At 72.4% G+C, this 18,324-nt stretch carries 15 protein-coding genes; 10 read left to right on the top strand and 5 right to left on the bottom strand.

What is annotated here, in order from left to right:
• Positions 1-156: 156 nt before the first annotated feature.
• Positions 157-1,005: a GGDEF domain-containing protein gene (locus OOZ19_RS13855; RefSeq protein WP_243790553.1), complete on the bottom strand. Its 849-nt coding sequence runs from the start codon at positions 1,003-1,005 to the stop codon at positions 157-159.
• 334 nt (positions 1,006-1,339) lie between these two features.
• Between OOZ19_RS13855 and OOZ19_RS13850 the strand changes: the two genes are divergently transcribed.
• Positions 1,340-2,650: a glycosyltransferase 87 family protein gene (locus OOZ19_RS13850; protein WP_266090495.1), complete on the top strand. Its 1,311-nt coding sequence runs from the start codon at positions 1,340-1,342 to the stop codon at positions 2,648-2,650.
• A gap of 82 nt (positions 2,651-2,732) precedes the next feature.
• Here the strand turns inward: OOZ19_RS13850 and OOZ19_RS13845 are convergent, their stop codons facing one another.
• Entirely contained in the window at positions 2,733-3,971 is a 1,239-nt protein-coding gene (locus OOZ19_RS13845; protein ID WP_266090494.1) for a hypothetical protein, read from the bottom strand.
• Positions 3,972-4,296: 325 nt separating this feature from the next.
• Positions 4,297-5,352, bottom strand: a complete 1,056-nt coding sequence (locus tag OOZ19_RS13840; protein ID WP_266090493.1) for a hypothetical protein — start codon at positions 5,350-5,352, stop codon at positions 4,297-4,299.
• Positions 5,353-5,602: 250 nt separating this feature from the next.
• Between OOZ19_RS13840 and OOZ19_RS13835 the strand changes: the two genes are divergently transcribed.
• Positions 5,603-6,838, top strand: a complete 1,236-nt coding sequence (locus OOZ19_RS13835; protein WP_266090492.1) for an AI-2E family transporter — start codon at positions 5,603-5,605, stop codon at positions 6,836-6,838.
• A gap of 120 nt (positions 6,839-6,958) precedes the next feature.
• Here OOZ19_RS13835 and OOZ19_RS13830 read toward each other — a convergent pair whose 3' ends face one another.
• On the bottom strand, positions 6,959-8,155 hold the full coding sequence (locus OOZ19_RS13830; protein WP_266090491.1) for a GGDEF domain-containing protein: 1,197 nt from the start codon (positions 8,153-8,155) through the stop codon (positions 6,959-6,961).
• Positions 8,156-8,435: 280 nt separating this feature from the next.
• On the opposite strand from OOZ19_RS13830, the gene macS reads away from it, so the two are divergent.
• From macS to OOZ19_RS13795, 7 genes are all read left to right on the top strand, one after another.
• Positions 8,436-9,770, top strand: coding sequence for a MacS family sensor histidine kinase (macS, locus tag OOZ19_RS13825; RefSeq protein WP_266090568.1), 1,335 nt, complete (start codon positions 8,436-8,438; stop codon positions 9,768-9,770).
• Complete coding sequence (locus tag OOZ19_RS13820) at positions 9,767-10,441, top strand: response regulator (RefSeq protein WP_266090490.1); 675 nt, start codon at positions 9,767-9,769, stop codon at positions 10,439-10,441. The genes macS and OOZ19_RS13820 overlap by 4 nt, the downstream gene beginning before the upstream one ends.
• A 282-nt stretch (positions 10,442-10,723) precedes the next feature.
• Positions 10,724-10,912: a hypothetical protein gene (locus OOZ19_RS13815; RefSeq protein WP_266090489.1), complete on the top strand. Its 189-nt coding sequence runs from the start codon at positions 10,724-10,726 to the stop codon at positions 10,910-10,912.
• Between the two features lie 130 nt (positions 10,913-11,042).
• Positions 11,043-11,228 carry a hypothetical protein gene (locus OOZ19_RS13810; RefSeq protein WP_266090488.1) on the top strand — a complete coding sequence of 62 codons (186 nt, stop codon included), beginning with the start codon at positions 11,043-11,045 and terminating at the stop codon, positions 11,226-11,228.
• Between the two features lie 76 nt (positions 11,229-11,304).
• Complete coding sequence (locus OOZ19_RS13805; RefSeq protein WP_184484068.1) at positions 11,305-11,472, top strand: hypothetical protein; 168 nt, start codon at positions 11,305-11,307, stop codon at positions 11,470-11,472.
• A gap of 76 nt (positions 11,473-11,548) precedes the next feature.
• On the top strand, positions 11,549-13,051 hold the full coding sequence (locus OOZ19_RS13800) for a hypothetical protein (protein WP_266090487.1): 1,503 nt from the start codon (positions 11,549-11,551) through the stop codon (positions 13,049-13,051).
• A 116-nt stretch (positions 13,052-13,167) separates the two neighbouring features.
• Positions 13,168-13,938 carry an AfsR/SARP family transcriptional regulator gene (locus OOZ19_RS13795; RefSeq protein WP_266090486.1) on the top strand — a complete coding sequence of 257 codons (771 nt, stop codon included), beginning with the start codon at positions 13,168-13,170 and terminating at the stop codon, positions 13,936-13,938.
• A gap of 180 nt (positions 13,939-14,118) precedes the next feature.
• On the opposite strand, the gene ptsP is transcribed toward OOZ19_RS13795, so the two are convergent.
• Positions 14,119-15,756 (bottom strand): phosphoenolpyruvate--protein phosphotransferase, encoded by a 1,638-nt coding sequence (ptsP, locus tag OOZ19_RS13790; protein WP_266090485.1) that lies wholly within the window; start codon positions 15,754-15,756, stop codon positions 14,119-14,121.
• Between the two features lie 211 nt (positions 15,757-15,967).
• On the opposite strand from ptsP, the gene OOZ19_RS13785 reads away from it, so the two are divergent.
• Positions 15,968-18,286, top strand: coding sequence for a DUF2339 domain-containing protein (locus OOZ19_RS13785; RefSeq protein WP_266090484.1), 2,319 nt, complete (start codon positions 15,968-15,970; stop codon positions 18,284-18,286).
• Positions 18,287-18,324: the final 38 nt, after the last annotated feature.

Raw genomic sequence — 18,324 nt, 5'->3', positions numbered from 1 at the left:
TTTTTCCCAAGTGGCGCCGCCACGAGGGAAAAGCTGTCCTCGCGAGAGGCTCACTGAGAACCCGCCGGCGAGGGCTTTTCGACGTGGGCTATGCGCTGACGCGCATACAGGCACGGCCTTCGGCCGCAAGGCAGGCTTCGCTTCGCTTGCCCGGGGTCAGTGCTGGAGTTGTTGTTCTGCTCTGGAGAGGACCGCGTGGGCCGTGGCGTTGCCGTTGGTGGTCACCCAGGAGACGCGGAGGTTGGGGCGGATCCGGGTGGAGCCGATGCGCATCGGCCAGCTCGCCATCCGGCGGGCCTGCTGGGCGATGGCTTCGCCGTTGCCGTGCGGGTGGTCGGCCACGAGCGCGAACTCGTCGCCGCCGTAGCGGGCGACGGTGTGCTCGTCGGACATGCCTTGGCGGAGCCGTCCCGCGAGGGTGCCGAGCAGTTCGTCGCCGCGGGCGAACCCGTGCTCGGTGTTGAACACCGCGAGCCGGTGCACGTCGAGCAGGACCAGCGTGGTGAGCATGCCGCGAGTGCGAGCCCGCACCAGGGACTGCTCCAGGCGGTCCAGCAGCAGCGCGCGGCCGGGCAGCCCGGTGAGCGGGTCGAGCAGGCCGCGGCTGTGGCCGACGTCGGTCTGCACGGCCTGCAGCAGGATCAGGACGCGGCGCTTCCCCTGCGCGCGCACGGCGTGGTAGTCGGCCCAGAGCCGGGTCGGGTGCCCACCGCGCTCGACGACCATCGGGGTGGACAGCGGTGAGCCCGCGCGCAGCACTTGCCCGGCCAGCTCGGACCAGTCCGGCATCGCCGCACCGGTGTCGTCGCGCACCTTCCAGCCGCTGGGACGCGCGCCGGTGAGCAGATCGGACTTCGTCAATTGCATGAGGTCCGCGGCGACGTCGTTGGTGGCGAGCACCTGGCCGCGCTCGTCCGTGAGCAGCACGCCCACGGTAAGCCCGGTGATCAGCTCGTCCCAGATCGGCGGCAGCTGGGACGGTGCGGTCACGTCGAGGACACTCATTCGGCCCCTCCTCCCCACCAAACGGAGCAGTCCACTGGACTCTCCTCTGCGGAGAGGTCTGAATTCAAGAGCATCACTACCACCCGTAATGGTGGTATTTACCGAGCGCGAATAACGCTGCGTCAGCAACTACCCGGGTCAACCACGAAGGACCACCCGATGCGGGAAACGAGCCGTCCAGAAGACGGATGATCTTCGATTGCGGACCGCCCTCCGGGCCGTTCCGGTTCCGCCGGGCTCCGGTGCGATCACGGGCTGCCTCTACGCTGGTGCGGGCCGCTCGAGATCGGCGGCACCCCCGCATCGATGACCAGGACGGTGAACCCCCGTGGCCGTGAGCGGACCGGACGACGCGACGCGACGACCCTTCGGCGACCTGATACGAGAGCTGTCCCACGAGCACCGCAGGCTGCTGATCGCGATCGGCGTCGCCGAACTGCTCGCGGTGCTCATGGTCTCCACGATCAGCCCGCACGACCACATCGACGGCGAGGTCTACCGGCTGGGAGCCCGCGCCTGGCTGCAGGGCGGGGACATGTACGGCCCGCTGCCCGCGACGGAGTCCGGGCTGAAGCTGCCGTTCATCTACCCGCCGTTCGCCGCGATCCTGTTCAGCCCGCTCGGGCTGGTCCCGAAGATCCCGGCCGTCGTGATCATCATGCTGCTCTCGCACATCGCGCTGCTGGTCACCTTGTACCTGGTGTTCAACGCGTCGACCTTCCTGCACGGGCAGCGGGACCGCGTCGTGCTGTGGACCGCGGTGGTGCTGCCGCTGGCGACGCTGTCCGAGCCGGTCATGGAGACGCTCACCTACGCGCAGATCAACCTGGTGCTGATGGCGCTGGTCGCGGTGGACTGCCTGTGGCGCACCGAACCCGGCCGCAAGCTCCCGTACCCGCGCGGACTGCTGATCGGCATCGCGGCCGGGATCAAGCTCACCCCGGCGGCGTTCCTGCTGTTCTTCCTGCTGCGCAAGGACTTCAAGCCGATCGCGACGGCGATCGCGGGCTTCCTCGGCACGGTGCTGATCGGGCTGGTGCTGGCGTTCGAGGGCACCCGGAAGTACTGGCTGCACGAGGTGATGGCCACCGGGAACGTGTCGTTCGGCCCCACCTTCACCGGCAACGCCTCGGTGTACGCGGGCAACCAGTCGGTGCGGTCGGTGCTGACCAAGCTCGGCGTCGGGCACGTGTCGATGGTGTTCGTGGTGGTGGCGCTGCTGGTGCTGGCGCTGGCGGTCGCGGCCATGGTGCACGCGCTGCGGCAGCGGGACCTGCCGATGGCGATGACCCTCAACGGGTTGCTGTCGCTGATGATCTCGCCGATCTCCTGGTCGCACCACTGGGTGTGGGCGATTCCCGGTCTGGTGCTGCTGGCGGGGGCCGCGGTGCGCCGCCAGGACTGGGGACTGCTGATGATGTCCGGGCTGGCCGCGTCGTTCTTCACCCTCGGGCCGATGTGGAAGGTGCCGCAGGGCAAGGGCCGGGAACTGCGCTGGAACGTGCTGGAACACCTGGTGGGCAACGCCTACGTGTACTTCGGGCTGGCGCTGCTGGCGTACTACGCCTACGGCCTGTGGCGCTCGCACCGCCTCGCGAGCCGCTCGTCCGAACCGGACGAACCGCAGGTCTCCGCTCCCGCCTGATCGGCGCGGAGAACCCCGCACGGCACGCGAAACGGCCGCCGGACCTGGTGTGGTCCGGCGGCCGTTTCGGTGTGCGGGTGCGTCAGATGCGCTGGAACTCGACGGTGTCGTCGAAGTTGCGCTGCGCGCTGATGCCCGGGATCGGGACGGTGTGCCCCTGGGCCGCGCTGATCGAGGGCAGCCCGCCGAGGAGCGGCAGCTCCACGCCTGCCGGTTCGGCGGCCCGCGGCTCGGGCGGCAGCGGGTGGCTGAGGATCCGCCGGCCTTCGGGCGTGGCGGCGTCGAGCTCGTCGAGGACCTCCACCCGCACCGGCACGTCCTCCGGCGTGGTGCTGAACCGGGGGATCGCGGCGAGGAACGACACCGTGGGCCGGTCGTCGGCGCGCGGCCCCACTTCGCCGAGCGCCTCGGTCAGCCGCCCGAAGGTCGGGCCGCTGAGCTGACCGCCGCCGAACGCGGAGAGCTCGCCGAGGACGGGCAGCGGCGCGTGCAGGCCGGGCTCGGCACCGTCGCGCGGAGCGGGCCCGTCGAGCACGAGCGGATCGGCCAGCGCGGGCGGCACTTCGGGGAAGTCCTGGTGCTCACCGGGCACCTGCAGCGCCACGGTCTCCGCGCGTGCGGCGGGGACGTGCGGAGCGTCGGCGAGGGCGACGGCGAGCAGCGACGGCGGCACCTGGTACAGGCGGGTGACCGGGCCCGAAAGTTCACCGGACGTGAGGTCGACGTCAGCGGAGTCGAGCAGGCCGGTGCCGGCCATGGCGGGTTCGGCCGCGTCGAACGGCGCCCGTCCCGCTTCGCCGTTCCCGAGGGCGCCGTGCCACAGGGCGACGATGCCGTCCTCGGGGTCGACCGTGGCCGGGTCCGCCAGCGGGGTGATCAGTTCGCCCGTCACCTCGGGCACCTGCGCCTCGGCGGGGTGTCCGTGGCCGTTGCGGATGATGCCGCCGATCGGACCGGCCCAGCTCAGCGAGCGGTGGAACCCCTCGGACGGGGTGCGCATCGTGTGCCGCGACGTCCCGGTGTTGCCGAACCGCAGGCTGTGCCGCCCGTCGCTCGGCGCGGGACGCGCGGTGGCGGGGTCGCCGACCCAGCCCGCGAGCTGCATGTCCGGGTGCCGCGGGGTGTGCCGGTCCAGGTCGCGCAGGACCGGGATCTCCTGGGTCATGTCGTGCTCGACGGCGGGCAGCAGGTCCCGCACCGGGTCGATCTTCCCGGTCAGGACCAGCGCCCGGTAGCGCCCGGCGTCCGCGTCGCGGTGCGCCGGGAACGCCTGTCCCAGGTGCGGCCGAGTGGTGCCGTCGGCGTCGAACGCGGGCAACACGGAATCTCCCCGTCCCGGATCTGCTGGCGACTGATCGTATCGGGTGCCCAGGCTGCCGTGGTTCCCGTTTCCGGAAGGCCGGGACGGGCCGGCGCCTTCGGCTGCCGCCATGGTCGTTCCCACGGCCAGCACACCACCGGTGACCAGCGCGGCACGAACGCCTCGCTTCGCCCAAGTCTGCATGCGGTCTCCTTCGGATATTTCCCCGTGCGAGCGGGGAAAGCAATGGTTCGAGGCGCGCCGTCATCGGATGTCGACCATGGGTCGCGGCGGCTCGGGGGCAACGTGCGGTCGTCTGCGGCGCACGCGCGCCGCACGCCGCGGATCAGTCGGGGGTGGCGCCGGGCGAAGCGGCGAAGGCGCTGCCGGGCGCGGCGATCGCGGTCCGGTCGAGCGAGCGGAGTGCCGCGAGGTGCGCGGACGCGTCCGCCATCGGCCAGGTCAGCCCGACTCCGCCGGGACCGCCGGAGCCGTCGCCCGCGTGCCCGGTGGCTCCGCCCGCGGGCAGCGGCGGGGTGGCCGCTTTGCCCGGCGTCCACGGCCGGTCCTGGCGCGGCGCGGCGGGCGCGGCGGTGACGGGGCCGTCGGTGTCGTCCGCGGTGAACGCGGCGGTCGTCGCGGCTGCGGGCGCCGGGTGGGAGATCATCTGCGCGGCCGGTCCGCCCTGCGGAGCCGGCGGGATCTCGGCGACGGGAGCGGTCTCGACGGGCACCTGGGGTGCGGTCGCAGGCGGCTCCGGGGCCGGTCGATTCCACAGTGGACTCGTCAGCTGGTGGAGTCCGTGCGCCACCGGGCGGGTCAGGCCGCCCAGCGGCGGGCCGGGGCGTTCGCCGCCCGGTTCCGCGACGAGCGCGCCGCGCACCGGTTCCAGCAGCGAACCGGCGCCGTGCACCACGGTCGTCACGGGTTCCGCCTCGGCCACCCGGCCGACGAGGTGCTGCGGCGCGAGGGAGTCGAGCGAGAACCGGCCGGGATCGGCGGACTCCGGGCTCCCGCCGTCCACTTCGGACTGAGTGGGCCCGGCTTCGGCCGCTCCTCCGTCGTCGGCGGAGCCGTCCGGAACTTCCTCGCCCCCCGCGGAATCCGGCGCGGCGGCGCGGGTCAGCGGTTCGACGATGTGGTGCACGACGGTGCCGACCGGGCGCTGGATCGGCGACGAGCCGGACGGCTCCGGCCGGTCCTCGGCGGTCCGCTCACCCGCGGAGTCGTCCGGAGCGGCGAGCACCGGTCCGGGCAGGTCGAGCACCGCGGGGTCCGCCCCGGCGTGCCCGGCGAACCAGCCCGCGGACGTCCCCGCCGCGGCGGCTCCCGCCACGACCAGAGTTCGGGCGAGCAGCCGCCAACCGCGACCACCGCCTGTTCTCCGGAGGCTGTCCGACATCTGCTGGCCCGGTTCCACTTTCCGTCGCGGATGCATTCGACGTGGCGATCGGCCGTTCGAACGGGAATGTTGAGCCGTTCGGCGGCTTGATCGACGTCCACTGCCGACGGGCACTCTGTCAGCAGCCGCGCCGCAGAGGTAGTGATCTCGCCGAACACTCCCGGATCGAGTGACAGGCGGCCGTCTCCTCGACGGCACGAGATCAGCCCGACCTCACCTGAGCGCGCTCCGACGCGGTTACGGTGGCCTGGTGAGCAACTCGAAGATCACCGCGCCGGACGACGCCGCCACCCACGTACCGCTGGTCTTGCGAGTCACCGCCGCCGTGTGCTGGCGACTGCTGGTGGTGCTCGGCATGTTGTACGTGCTCAGCGAGGCGGTCGGCAGGCTCAACGTGGTGGTCATCCCGGTGGCCATCGCACTGCTGCTGGCGGCGCTGCTGGCGCCCGCGGTGTCCTGGCTCGCGCGGCTGCGGGTGCCGAGGGCGATCTCGACCGCCGTGGTGCTCGTCGGCGGGCTGGCGCTGGTGGGCGGCGTGCTCACCTTCGTGATCAACGCGTTCGTCAACGGTTTCCCCGAGCTGCAGCGGCAGATCCTGCGCAGCCTCGGGCAGATCCGGGGCTGGCTGCTGTCGGGACCGCTGCACCTGCGCGAGGAGCAGATCGACCAGTACCTGGGGCAGGCCGCGGACTGGCTGCAGGAGAACCAGGCCGCGCTGACCAGCGGGGCGCTGTCGACCGCGTCCACCTTCGGCAACTTCCTCACCGGCCTCGTGCTGGCGCTGTTCACCTTGATCTTCTTCTTGCACGACGGCCGCCGGGTGTGGCTGTTCATGCTCGGGCTGGTGCCGTCCCACGTGCGGGACCGGGTCGACGTCGCCGGGGTGCGCGGGTTCGCCTCGCTGGTCGGCTACGTGCGGGCGACCACGCTGGTGGCGGTCGCCGACGCGGTGGGCATCGGGATCGGCCTGGCGATCATCGGAGTTCCGCTGGCGCTGCCGCTGGCGGCGCTGGTGTTCCTCGGCGGGTTCGTGCCGATCGTCGGCGCTGTGGCCTCCGGTTCGGTCGCGGTGCTGATCGCGCTGGTCACCAACGGGCCGGTGGACGCGCTGCTGGTCGTGCTCGTGGTGCTGCTGGTGCAGCAGATCGAGGGCAACGTGCTGCAGCCGCTGCTGCTGGGCCGCGCGGTGCAGGTGCACGCGCTGGCGGTGGTGCTGGCGATCAGCGCGGGCGTGGTGCTCGCGGGCATCGTCGGCGCGCTGCTGGCGGTGCCGCTGGTCGCGGTGCTGAACTCGGCGATCCGCTCGCTGGCCGCGGGGGAGGGATCGCAGACCCCGGTCGATCCGACCGATCCGCACGAGGCGGAACCACCGGCCCGCGACTCCGCCGAGGACACCGGATCCGGGGAGCCGGCGAAGTCGGGCGCGGACTCCGGCGAGGACTCCGGCCGGACCGATTCGGGTTCCGGATCGACCGCGATCGAATAGCCCCCACATTCGAAACGAGTCCGGGTCGATAAGGCGGACGCCTTCTCGGCCCGGACTCGAACTGTTTCAACGGCCGTGCATTCCGCTCGTGAGAATGTTCGTTCGCCGAGAATCTCGAACTCACGCGAACATGACCGCATTGCGCCCGGAGGCTTTCGCGGCCAGCAGCGCGGCATCCGCCGCCACCAGCAGGTCGGGCAATTCGTAGCCGAATCGCGTCGTGGTGGCCACTCCGATGCTCACCGTCAGGCCGCCGAGTTCACGCGGCGCGCCCAAGGTGTCGTGGGTCGGCACGGACAACGCCGCGGTGGACAGCCGCACCCGCTCCGCCACTGCGTGCGCCACCTCCAGGCAGGCGTTCGGGAGCAGCACGACGAACTCCTCGCCGCCGAACCTGCCGACCAGGTCCTCCTTGCGCACGCTGTCGCGCAGCATCACCCCGATCGCGGCCAGCACCGCGTCGCCCGCCAGGTGGCCCACCTCGTCGTTGACGCGCTTGAAGTGGTCGAGGTCCAGCAGCAGCACCGCCGCGCCGCGCTGGCGCGAGCGAGCCCGCCGCAGCTCCACGCGGGCGACCCGGTCCCAGTGCAGCGCGTTCGCGAGCCCCGTCTTGCCGTCGCGCTGCGCCGATCGCCGCCAGTGCGGCAGCTGGCCCGCCAGGTCGAGCAGCGCCAGCATCGGCCCGCCCAGCACGGCGACGGTCGGCTCCCGCAGCATCGCCATGCCCAGCACCCCGCCGAAGCTGGCGGCCACGGCGCCCAGCAGCACGTCGATCGGCTCCCCGAACACGTCCCCGCGCGCGGCGGTGGGCTCGCGCAACCGCAGCCCGGCGGCGACCACCAGCGCCCGCACCAGCAGCAGCGCCACGCCGCCGAGCAGCACCAGGAGCGGATTCCACGCGGGGTCGTGCCAGCCGACGATGCTTCGGCCGACGAACACCGCCAGCGTCGTCGCCGCCGTCACGAACAACCAGCGGTGCGGATCGGGCCGGGCCTCCAGCACGCCGTGCAGCGCGGGCCCCAGCAGCAGGAGGAACAGCAGGTTCGGCGGCAGGGCGAGGCCGCCCGCCGCCAGGTAGGCGATGTGCACCGTCCACGGGTCGCGCCGGATTCCGCTGCGCAGGTGGATGGACACGGAGGTGGCGACGATGACCGCGGCCGCGGTGCCGCCGAGCATCGCGAACCGGAACCACTCCTCGAGCGTGGGCGGCGAATTCAGCGACAGCACCAGGACGACCAGCCCGAAGGCCACGGCTTGGGTGAGCAGCACGTAGACGAGTGCTGGTGCCCGGAGCCGCCACAAGGGCCACGGCGCCATGATTCCTCACGTCTCTTCCTCGCCTGGACGGGCGAGCGGGCCATGATCCGGTGGCATTCCGAATGCGTGCGAATGGCGGTGTCGTACCTCAGCCAACTACCGGATCGGGTTACTTCTCCTGAGCCTGGCATAGCCCGATCTTGCTCGGAAACCCGGCTCTTGGCTCCATTTGGGTAATCCCTGTCGGTGACGACAAACACTGAGCGTGTTGATCGGTGATCGCGCCACGGAACTCGATCGATACGGCAGGATGGTCGATCGGGAAGGAGCAACCGTGGCCATGCCGAAGTCCACCTCGCCACCACAACGCCCCCGCGTCGCCGATGGACGCTCACCGTTGTGGCGCGCGCACAACTTCTTCCGCTCCGTCGGGCTCGTTTACGCGATCGTGTGGTTCGGGATGCAGGTCCCGCACTACGCGCGACCGGCGCTGGCGGCCCTCGAACTCGTGATCATGATCGGCTGGACCGTGTTCACCGTGTGGCGGTTCCGGCACCGGGAGGGCCGGACGAACGCGCTGGTGCTCGTCGACCAGGTGCTGATCTCCGCGCTGTTCCTCGGCAACGAGCTGATCATGACCGAGGAGCAGATGAACGCGCTCATCCCCTCGGTGACCACCATGTGGCAGCCGTCGATGGTGACGCTGGCGGCGGTGCAGTGGGGCTGGCTCGGCGGTGGCGTGTCCGGCGCGGTCTCGGCACTGATCAACTTCCTGATCCGGGACAGCGTCGAACCGCTGATGTTCCAGGACGCCGTGCTCTTGATCGGCTGCGGCCTGCTGTTCGGCCTGGCCGCCGACACCGCCCGCAGCTCCACCGAGCGGCTCAGCCAGGCGTTGCGCACCGAGGCGGCGACCGCCGAGCGGGAACGCCTCGCCCGCTCCATCCACGACAGCGTGCTGCAAGTGCTGGCGCGGGTGCGCAACCGCGGCGTCGAGATGGGCGGCGAGGCCGCCGAGCTCGCCCGGCTCGCCGGGGAGCAGGAGATCGCGCTGCGCTCGCTGGTGGCGGCCGGGCCGCCGGACCACGATCCGGGCGGCGAGATCGACCTGGTCGCCCGCCTCCAGGTGCTGCGCACCGGCAAGGTCCAGGTGTCGGTCCCGGCCACCGAGGTCCGGTTGCCGGAGCAGATCGGATCCGACGTGCTCTCGATCGTGCGGGAGGCGTTGGAGAACGCGGACCGGCACGCGGGACCGGATGCCCGCGCCTGGGTCTTGCTCGAAGAGCTGCCGAACGAGATCGTGATCAGTGTCCGGGACGATGGACCGGGCATCGCCGAAGGCAGGCTGGACGAGGCGGCGGCGGAGGGACGCATGGGCGTGGCCCAATCCATCCGCGGCCGGGTCGACCACCTCGGCGGCACGATCGCCCTGGACACCACTCCGGGCGAGGGCACCGAGTGGGAGATCCGGTTACCGCGCCCGAACACGCCGCCCGGCCGGGCGGCGGGCGGGCGGACGAGAACGGCGGCGAAGCGGATGTTCACCCGGCGGACGGCACCGGCCGCCCACCCGGACATCGCGGACCCGCAGCCCGAGCCACCGCCGGGATCCGAACGGACGGACCCGGAGGACCAGCGAGCCGACCCGGCACCGCGCGGAGGAGGAGAAGGATGACCGAGCCGCACGTGTCGGTGATGGTGGTCGACGACCACCCGATGTGGCGCGACGGGGTGTCGCGGGATCTCGCCGAACGCGGCTTCGAGATCCGCGCCACCAGCGGGGACGCGGTGTCCGCGCTGCGCATCGCGCGGACCGTGCGGCCCGACGTGGTGCTGATGGACCTCAACCTCGGCGACACCTCCGGGGTGGACGCCTCCCGGCAGATCACCCAGGAGATCCCCGGCACGCGGGTGCTGGTGCTGTCGGCCAGCGGCGAGCACAGCGACGTGCTGGAGGCGGTGAAGGCCGGCGCCTCCGGCTACCTGGTCAAGTCCGCTTCGGTGGACGAGCTGGTGGACGCCGTGCGCCGCACCGCCGCCGGGGACGCCGTGTTCACCGCGGGCCTCGCCGGGCTGGTGCTGGGCGAGTACCGGCGGATGGCGATCTCGCCGGGCGCGGAGTCGCAGGCGCCGCAGCTCACCGACCGGGAGACCGAGGTGCTGCGCCAAGTCGCGAAGGGCCTCACCGCGCGGCAGATCGCGAACAAGCTGGTCATCTCGCACCGGACGGTGGAGAACCACGTGCAGTCCACGCTGCGCAAGCTCCAGTTGCACAACCGCGTCGAGCTGGCGCGCTACGCCATCGAGCACGGCCTGGACGCCGACGGCGAGGCCTCCCAGGACTGACCGGCGGTCCTTCCGCAAGATCCCGCCCGATTCACCCGACCCGGCGACCACGACGGTCGCCGGGTCTGTTGTCTTCCGGCCACTCCTCACGATTTTCGCTGCACAGCGGCACATTTCACCGCAGGTGATCGAGCACTCCCTGCCGGTCGCCCACCAGAGTGCCGACCGCGCACCGTGACGGACGGGTGACGGGCCGGTGACGCCGGGTCTGGCGTACTTCGCGGCAGCGGCGAACAACGTCGCCGTTCAACAAAGTTCGTCAACTCGATGAGGAGTACGACCGTGAGCGTTTTCGAGATCTCCGAGCTGGAAGTGTCCGCCGAGCTGCTGCCGAAGCGCGAGGCCCTGGGCGGCTTCAACTTCAACGAGTACTTCGCCGTGGTGGCCGCGGAGAACAACGCCACCGCCGTGGGCATCGGCGGCGACGCCGAGGCCAACGCCCACCAGGACATCGACCTCGGCCAGGGCTGACCTGGTTCGTGACCACCGAGTCCGTGGTCCGGGCCGTGAGGTGACCTCGGGGCCCCTGCCCCGAGGCACCTTTCCCGCGGCGCCGACGCCGCGACCTGTTCTCATCATCTCTACTTCGTAGGAGCGCATCGTGAAGTTCGAGATCTCCGAACTGCAAGTCTCCGCCGAGCTGCTGCCGAAGCGCGAAGCGCTGGGCGGCCTCAACTTCAACGAGTACTTCGCCGTGGTGGCGGCGCAGAACACCGCCACCGCCGTCGCCCTCGGCGGCGACGCCGAGGCCAACGCCGACCAGCACATCGACCTCAGCCAGGACTGACCTTTCCTGACCGAGTTCCCGGCCGTGCGCCGTTGAAAACCAGCGGCGCACGGCCGGACACCACTGAGGAGGATCAATGGACCGCTTGGAGCTGGCCGCGCAACCGGCCGAGCTGCTGCCCGCCCGCGAGGCGCTCGGCGGCCTCGTCAACGTCAACGTCAACGTGCCGGTGAACATCGCCGTCGCGACCGCCGTCGGTGGTGACGCCCTCGCGCTCGCCAACCAGTACGGATACGGAAAGTAAAAGCGGATATCGGACGTGCCGGCCGGCCGGGGACGGAAGCTCTTCCGTCTCCGGCCGGTTTTCCTGGAGGGGAACCATGTCAGAAGCGCCCCAGGTCGGGCAGGCAGCACCCACCGAACCCGACCTTCCCACCGAGCCCGCTCTGCCCGTCGTGCCCGCGCAAGGCGCCGCACCCGACCGGCCGGACGCGGCCCGCACCAGCGGGGAGACCGCAGCACCGGCCGCCACCGCCGCGCCCGGAGATCCCGCTCCGCTCGCCGAGGCGGACGAGCGCTCCGTGCCGCAGCTCGCGGACGGCGTCGAGCTGTGCGGCCGGTACGAAGGCGCCGGGTACACCGATCCGCGCTTCCTCATCGGCCGCGCCGACGGGCAGATGATCCTGGTGTCCGAGCTGCTCTACCTGGTCGCCTCGCAGATCGACGGACACCGAGACCTGCGCGAGATCGCCGAACGGGTCACCGCGGCCTGCGGCTCGCAGATCTCCGCGGCCGGGGTGGGTTTCCTGATCGGCGACAAGCTGCACAAGCTGGGCGTGGCCGCGCTGGACGAACCGGTGGCGGAGGCGCCGCGGGCGGACCCGCTGATCTCGCTGGCGATGCGCGGCGTCCTGCTGCCCGCGGTCGTGGTGCGCGCGCTGGCCGCGGTGCTGGCCCCGCTGTTCCAGCCGGTCATCGTGGTCAGCGTGCTGTGCGCGATGGTCGTGGCGGACGTGGCGCTGGTGGCCTCCGGTTCGCTGGATCCGGCGTTCCAAGCGTCCGTGGGCGACCCGGCGCACCTGCTGATGCTGATCCTGCTGATCGTCACGTCCACCTTGTTCCACGAGAGCGGGCACGCCGCCGGGTGCCACTACGGCGGTGGGCGGCCCGGTGCGATCGGCTTCGGCATCCTGCTGATCTTCCCGGCGTTCTACACCAACGTCACCGACGCCTACCGGCTCGACCGGGCCGGCCGGTTGCGCACCGACCTGGGCGGGTTGTACTTCAACGCGATCTACATCCTCGTCATGGCCGGTTTGTTCTGGGCGACGGGCTTCGCACCGCTGGCGGTGTTCATCGTGCTCAGCCACATGCAGATGCTCCAGCAGCTGCTGCCGCTGATCCGGCTGGACGGCTACTACATCCTCGGTGACCTGGTGGGAGTGCCGAACCTGTTCGCGCACGTGCGGCCGTTCCTGCGCAAGCTGCTCGGCAGGCAGCAGCCCGGGGAGCAGGTCGGCGCGGGGCTGCGCCCCCAGGTCCGGTTGCTGGTCACCTGCTGGGTGGCGGTCGTGGTGCCGGTGCTGTTCCTGTCCTTGCTGACGCTGTTCGTGCGGGTGCCCCGGTACCTGGGCACGGCGCTGGAGCGCGGGCACGAGTTCTGGCTCTGGGGTCTCGCCGGATTCCAGCAGGGCCACGTGCTCATCGGGCTGGTGGCAGTCCTGTCGTTGTTCGTGCTGCTGCTGCCGTGGATGGGCGGTATCGCGTTCGTCATCCGCATCGGGAGCAAGATCGGCAAGTGGTACCGCCGCAAACACCCCCGCCACGTGCCGCGCCACCGCGCCCCGGTCACCCGCAACCGCTTCGGCCTTCGCACCTCGTGACCTGCGGATCTGTCACGGTGCGTAGGCCTGTAACGGCACACCGCCATGCCTGCGACGCCACCGGTGACAGGCTGCGCCTCGGGTGCGGCCGGTCTTTGCCGGACGAAGGGGGAACCATGAGCGAGGGACCTGCGCGCCCGATCCCGCTCCCACGGCCGCACGCCGTGGAGCGGTTGCAGCTGGCACTGCTCGGTGGGTGGTCGCTGCACTGCGACGGCGCCGGGGTGCCCGTCTCCAGCAACGGGCAGCGGCTGCTGGCGCTGCTGGCACTGCGCGGGCGGACGCAGCGGGACCTCGTCGCCGGGACGCTGTGGCCGGCCAACGACGACCAGAGCGCGCTGGCGAACCTGCGGACCACGCTGTGGCGGGTGCGCAGGCGGGTGGGGGGAGCCATCGTCGGCAACGGCGCGGAGATCGAGCTGGGGAGCCAGGTCTCGGTGGACGTGCACGAGCTGACGTCCACGGGGGAGCGGTTGCTGCGGGAGGACCCGGTGGAGCCGATCGCGGACTGGGCCGCGATCGGGCACACCCTGGCCAAGCAGGACCCGCTGCTGCCCGGCTGGTACGAGGACTGGGTGCTGGCCGAGCGGGAACGGCTCCAGCAGCTCCAGGTGCACGCGCTGGAGATCGCAGCGGAGCGGCTGGTGCAGTCCAGCCAGCTGGCGACGGCGCTGGAGGTCGCGCAGGCGGCGACCGTCGTCGAACCGTTCCGCGAGACCGCGCACTGCGCGGTGGTGGAGGTGCTGCTCAAGCAGTCGAACCCGGCGCAGGCGCTGCGCCACTACCGGCGCTACGAGCAGCTGCTGGACCGGGAGCTGGGCATCGAACCGTCGCGGCGCCTGCGGGAGCTGGTGCGGCCGATGCTCGGTGACCACGTCCGGGCCTGACGCGGATGCCTCGCGGCATCCGTGGACGACGGGCTCCGCTGGGGATGGAGCTCGCCGTCCGCCTCGTCCCGGTACTGCCCCACCGGGACGCGGCCGGTCACCGGGGGTGAGGTGCCGGGCACCTCACCCCCGGTCGCGCGGGAGGTCCGCTCCGGCGGTCACCGCTGGAGCGGCTCGCCCTCACTGGAGGGTGGCGAAGGCGGACTCCCGGGCTCGCGCCGCGTTGGGGGCGTTCTTGGCCTCTTCCGCCGCCTTCTGGTAGTCGACGAGCGTGTGCGCCGCCAGCGCCGAGCCGACGGCGGGAACGGCGGCGGCGGCCATCGACAGGCTGCTGACGCCGAGGCCGGCGAGCACTCCCGCCAGCAGCGGGTCCGACGCCGCCTCGCCGCAGACGCCGACCGGCTTGCCGAGGCGGTGCCCGGCCTGCCCGATCAGTGCCACCAGCCGCAGCAGCGCGGGCTGCCACGGGTCGTTGAGCCCGGCCAGCGCGCCCGACATGCGGTCGGCGGCGAACACGTACTGCGCGAGGTCGTTGGTGCCGACGCTGACGAAGTCGACGGCGTCGAGCAGCTCGTCAGCGGTCAGCGCCGCCGCCGGGACCTCGATCATCGCGCCCGCCCGGCCCAGCCCGGCGGCGCGGACCCGGTCGGCGAACCACGCCGCCTCGTCCGCGGTGGCGACCATCGGGGCCATCACCGACACCTTCGCGCCGGAGTCCTGCTCGGCGCCGGCGATGGCCTCCAGCTGCCGGTCGAGCACGCCGGGGCGTTCGAAGCACACCCGCAGCCCGCGCACCCCGAGCGCCGGGTTCGGTTCGGTGCCCATGTCCAGGAACGACAGCGGTTTGTCGGCGCCCGCGTCGAGGGTGCGCACGACGACGGGGCGACCGGCGAACGGGGCTAGCACCTCGGTGTAAGCGGTGCGCTGGGTGCGCACGTCCGGTTCCTCGTCGGCGCCGAGGTAGCAGAACTCGGTGCGGAACAGGCCGACGCCCTGCGCCCCGGCGTCCACGGCCAGCCGCGCGTCCGAAGCGGAACCGACGTTGGCGAGGATGGACACGGCGTGCCCGTCGGCGGTGCCGCCGGTGCCGTTCCAGTCGATCTGCGCATCGCGTTCCGCGGCCTGGGTGCGCACGGGCTCGCCGGAGGTCTCGACGCTGCCGGTGTCGCCGTCGACGAGGACGCCGACGACGGGTGCTGCGGCGAGGATGCCGCGGGCGGCGACGACGGCGGGGATGCCGAGCGCGCGCGCCAGGATCGCGGTGTGGCTGGTCGGCCCGCCTTCTTCGGTGACCAGCGCGAGCACCAGCCGCGGGTCGAGGTCGGCGGTGTCGGCGGGCGCGAGGTCGCGGGCGATCAGCACGCTCGGCCGGTCCAGGTCGGGGACGCCGGGCGGGGTGGCGCCGAGCAGCTCGGCGATGACCCGGTCCCGCACGTCGTGGATGTCGCGGACGCGTTCGGCCAGGTAGCCGCCCGCGTTGCGCAGCGCGTCGGCGAATCCGTTCGCGGCCTCGTGGACCGCGCGCGGCGCGGGCAGCGCGTTGTTGGTGACGAGTTGCTCGGCTTGGGACAGCAGCGCTGGATCCAGCGCCATGGCGGCCGTGGTCTCCAGGACGGCCTTGGCCTCACCGCCGACGGCGCCCGCCCGCTCGAACAGCCGGTTCGCGACGGCTTCGGCGGCCGGGCGGATGCGGCGCGCCTCCGCTGCGGCGTCGGCGGGCGCGGGGGCGGCGGCCGGTTCGGGTAGGGGTTCGGCGACCCTGGCGACCGGGCCGGATGCTCGGCCGGAACTCACTCCGACACCAGTGAACAGCGACATGGTCTAGACCATACCCTTCTCTTGCGGCCTCTCCTCGATCGTAGGCACCGCTCATCCGATCGGCCTGGAAACACACCGCCTGAACGGGCACGCCAGGTGAAATCGCGATCCGTTACGTACCCGTACGGACCAGCGATTCCACTAACCGATGAGTAACCGATGAGTAGCCATACGGATCCCGCCGGACCCCTTGGGCCGACAGAGTGTGCTCATGGCAACACAGCGCACAGCACGCACGATCGCAGGCCCCACTTCCGACCTCGACAAGCTCGCCGATCCGATCGACCGGATCGCCGTGATGTTCGCCGAGCTGGGGACCGAACTCGGTGTGCTCGGGGAGCAGCTTCGCGGGCCGAACGCGGAGCGCGCAACAACCAATGGGGAAAGCACGACGAACACCGAAGGTGAAACCGTGATCACTGGGGAACGCAGCATCCAGCGCGGCGGCCACGCCGCCGCACCACCCGACCGACCAGAACCACCCGGCCCGGCGCCGGGGAGCAGACGGGCGCGACCGGCCGTCCCGGACCGGATCCCGTTCCCGGAGGCGACGATCCGCACCGGATCCGCACCGGTCCCCGGAGAGCCCGTCGACACCAGTTTCGCAGAACCGACGCAGACCCCGGCCGCGCAAGCGGCCGGGGCTGCCCCGCATTCGGGGGCCGTTCCCGCCCAGCAGGACCGCGCGCACCAGGACGGCGGCGCACCGCAAGGCGCGCACGACCGTCCCGGCACCGCGCCGCACCCGCGCCGCGCCGGCTCGGAGCGACCGGCCGCGAACCTCGCCTCGGAGCACGAATTCGCGCGATACGCGGCGAGTTCGCCCGCGAGCGCCCGCGGGCAGCAGCCCGACGGCTTCCTGACCTGGCTGAACCGGCCCGTCGGCGGTGGCGAGCAGGCACCGCCGCCCGGCTGCGCGATGCCGCCCGCGCCGCCGCTGCTCCCGCCGAAGCCCCCGATGCTGGACCGGCTCGCGAACTGGACGTCCCGGCAAGGAACCCGCGTGCTCGCCTGGTCCGGCGCCGCGATCACCCTGCTCGGGGTCGTGCTGCTGATGGTGATGGCGGTGCAGAACGGGTGGATCGGCCCGCTCGGCCGGGTCGCCGGTGGCGCCGCGCTCGGCGCGGTCCTGCTCGGCAGCGCGTTCTGGGTCCGGCACCGCTCGGCCGTCGCCGGTGCCTTCGCGCTGGCCGCCACCGGGATCGCCGTGCTGTACCTGGACGTGCTCGCGGCGACCGCGCTCTACGACTTCCTGCCCGCCCCGGCCGGTCTCGCCACCGCGCTGGTGCTGGGCGTGCTCGGGCTCTGGCTCGCCGACCGCTGGCGGTCGCAGGCGCTGGCGGTCGGCGTGGTGCTCGGCTGCGCGCTGTGCGCGCCGCTGCTGTTCGGCCCGGTGCTGCGCGAGCCCCCCGCCACCGCGCTGCTGACCGCGTTCCTGGTCGTGCTGAAGATCGCCGCGACGCCGGTGCAGGTGCGCCGGGCCTGGCGCGGGCTCACCGCGGCCTCCGCCGTCCCGGCGATCCTCGCCGCCCTCGTGGGCGACGGCCACGCCCTCGTCGCGGGAACGCCGTGGCCCGCGGCGTGCGCCGCGCTCGCGGTCACCGCCGCCGGTCTCGCGCTCGCCGTGCTCACCGCGCGCCGCCGTCCCCGCGATCCGCTCGCGATCGCGCTGCTCATCACCGCCGCGACCCCGACGCTGCTGGCCGCGCCGATGCTGGGGCGCCTCCCCGCCCTGGGAGTCCTCGCGTTCGTCGCCGCGCTGCACTTCGCCGTCTGGTGCGCGGGCCGCGCAGGCAGGCTGCCCGGCCCGCTCGGGATCATCGCCGGGGGCGTCGGCGCCGCCACCGCCTTCCAGGCGACGCTGCTGGTGGCCGGTGGTTCGGGCCGTTCGCTGAGCCTGCTCGCGGAAGCGCTGCTGCTGGCGCTGCTCGCACACCGGTTGCGCGGCAAGGGACTGCTGCTGGGCTCCGCGCTGTTCGGCGCGGCCGGAGTGCTGATCGCGCTGGTGTCGGAGGTGCCGCCGACGCTGTTCCTGGCGTTCGCCGCCGAGCCGTACCTGTCGGGCGGGACCGCGGCGATGATCTCCGGGCTGGCGGCGTTCCTGCTGATCGGGGCGAGCACCACCGCCACCACCTGGTCCGCGATCCGGCTGGGCGTGCTGGCGCGCACCCCGCGGGCGGTGCTGCCCGCCGCGGTCGGCCTGCTCTACGGCGGGGGAGGGGCGGTGCTGACGCTGAGCCTGCTGGTCGCGCCGGGCGACACCGGTTTCCTGGCGGGCCACGCCCTGATCACCGTGTCGTGGATGGTGCTGGCGTTCCTGTCGCTGCTGCGCGGCATCCACTCGGTGCCGGCGCGCGTCGCCGGGTTCGTGCTGGTGGGAGTGGCGCTGGCGAAGCTGCTGGTGTTCGACCTCGGGGCGCTGTCCGGGCTGGTCCGGGTGCTGGTGTTCCTCGCGGCCGGGCTCATCCTGCTGGCCGGGGGAACCCGCTACGCGCGGTTGATCGCCGAGCGCGACGCGCGCGAGGCGTGAGGCCCGCTCGCCGACAGGTCGATGCGTCGACCTGTCGG

The sequence above is a fragment of the Saccharopolyspora sp. NFXS83 genome (assembly GCF_026241095.1).
Lineage (GTDB): Bacteria > Actinomycetota > Actinomycetes > Mycobacteriales > Pseudonocardiaceae > Saccharopolyspora_C.
This window is presented reverse-complemented; position numbering and strand designations above follow the sequence as displayed.

What these genes read in the sequence shown, in the direction of transcription:
- OOZ19_RS13795 (WP_266090486.1), top strand. Translation starts at nt 13,168, where the DNA reads ATGAGCGAGGGACCTGCGCGCCCGATCCCGCTCCCACGGCCGCACGCC.
- OOZ19_RS13855 (WP_243790553.1), bottom strand. Translation starts at nt 1,005, where the DNA reads ATGAGTGTCCTCGACGTGACCGCACCGTCCCAGCTGCCGCCGATCTGG.
- macS (WP_266090568.1), top strand. Translation starts at nt 8,436, where the DNA reads ATGCCGAAGTCCACCTCGCCACCACAACGCCCCCGCGTCGCCGATGGA.
- ptsP (WP_266090485.1), bottom strand. Translation starts at nt 15,756, where the DNA reads ATGTCGCTGTTCACTGGTGTCGGAGTGAGTTCCGGCCGAGCATCCGGC.
- OOZ19_RS13800 (WP_266090487.1), top strand. Translation starts at nt 11,549, where the DNA reads ATGTCAGAAGCGCCCCAGGTCGGGCAGGCAGCACCCACCGAACCCGAC.
- OOZ19_RS13840 (WP_266090493.1), bottom strand. Translation starts at nt 5,352, where the DNA reads ATGTCGGACAGCCTCCGGAGAACAGGCGGTGGTCGCGGTTGGCGGCTG.
- OOZ19_RS13820 (WP_266090490.1), top strand. Translation starts at nt 9,767, where the DNA reads ATGACCGAGCCGCACGTGTCGGTGATGGTGGTCGACGACCACCCGATG.
- OOZ19_RS13830 (WP_266090491.1), bottom strand. Translation starts at nt 8,155, where the DNA reads ATGGCGCCGTGGCCCTTGTGGCGGCTCCGGGCACCAGCACTCGTCTAC.
- OOZ19_RS13805 (WP_184484068.1), top strand. Translation starts at nt 11,305, where the DNA reads ATGGACCGCTTGGAGCTGGCCGCGCAACCGGCCGAGCTGCTGCCCGCC.
- OOZ19_RS13785 (WP_266090484.1), top strand. Translation starts at nt 15,968, where the DNA reads ATGGCAACACAGCGCACAGCACGCACGATCGCAGGCCCCACTTCCGAC.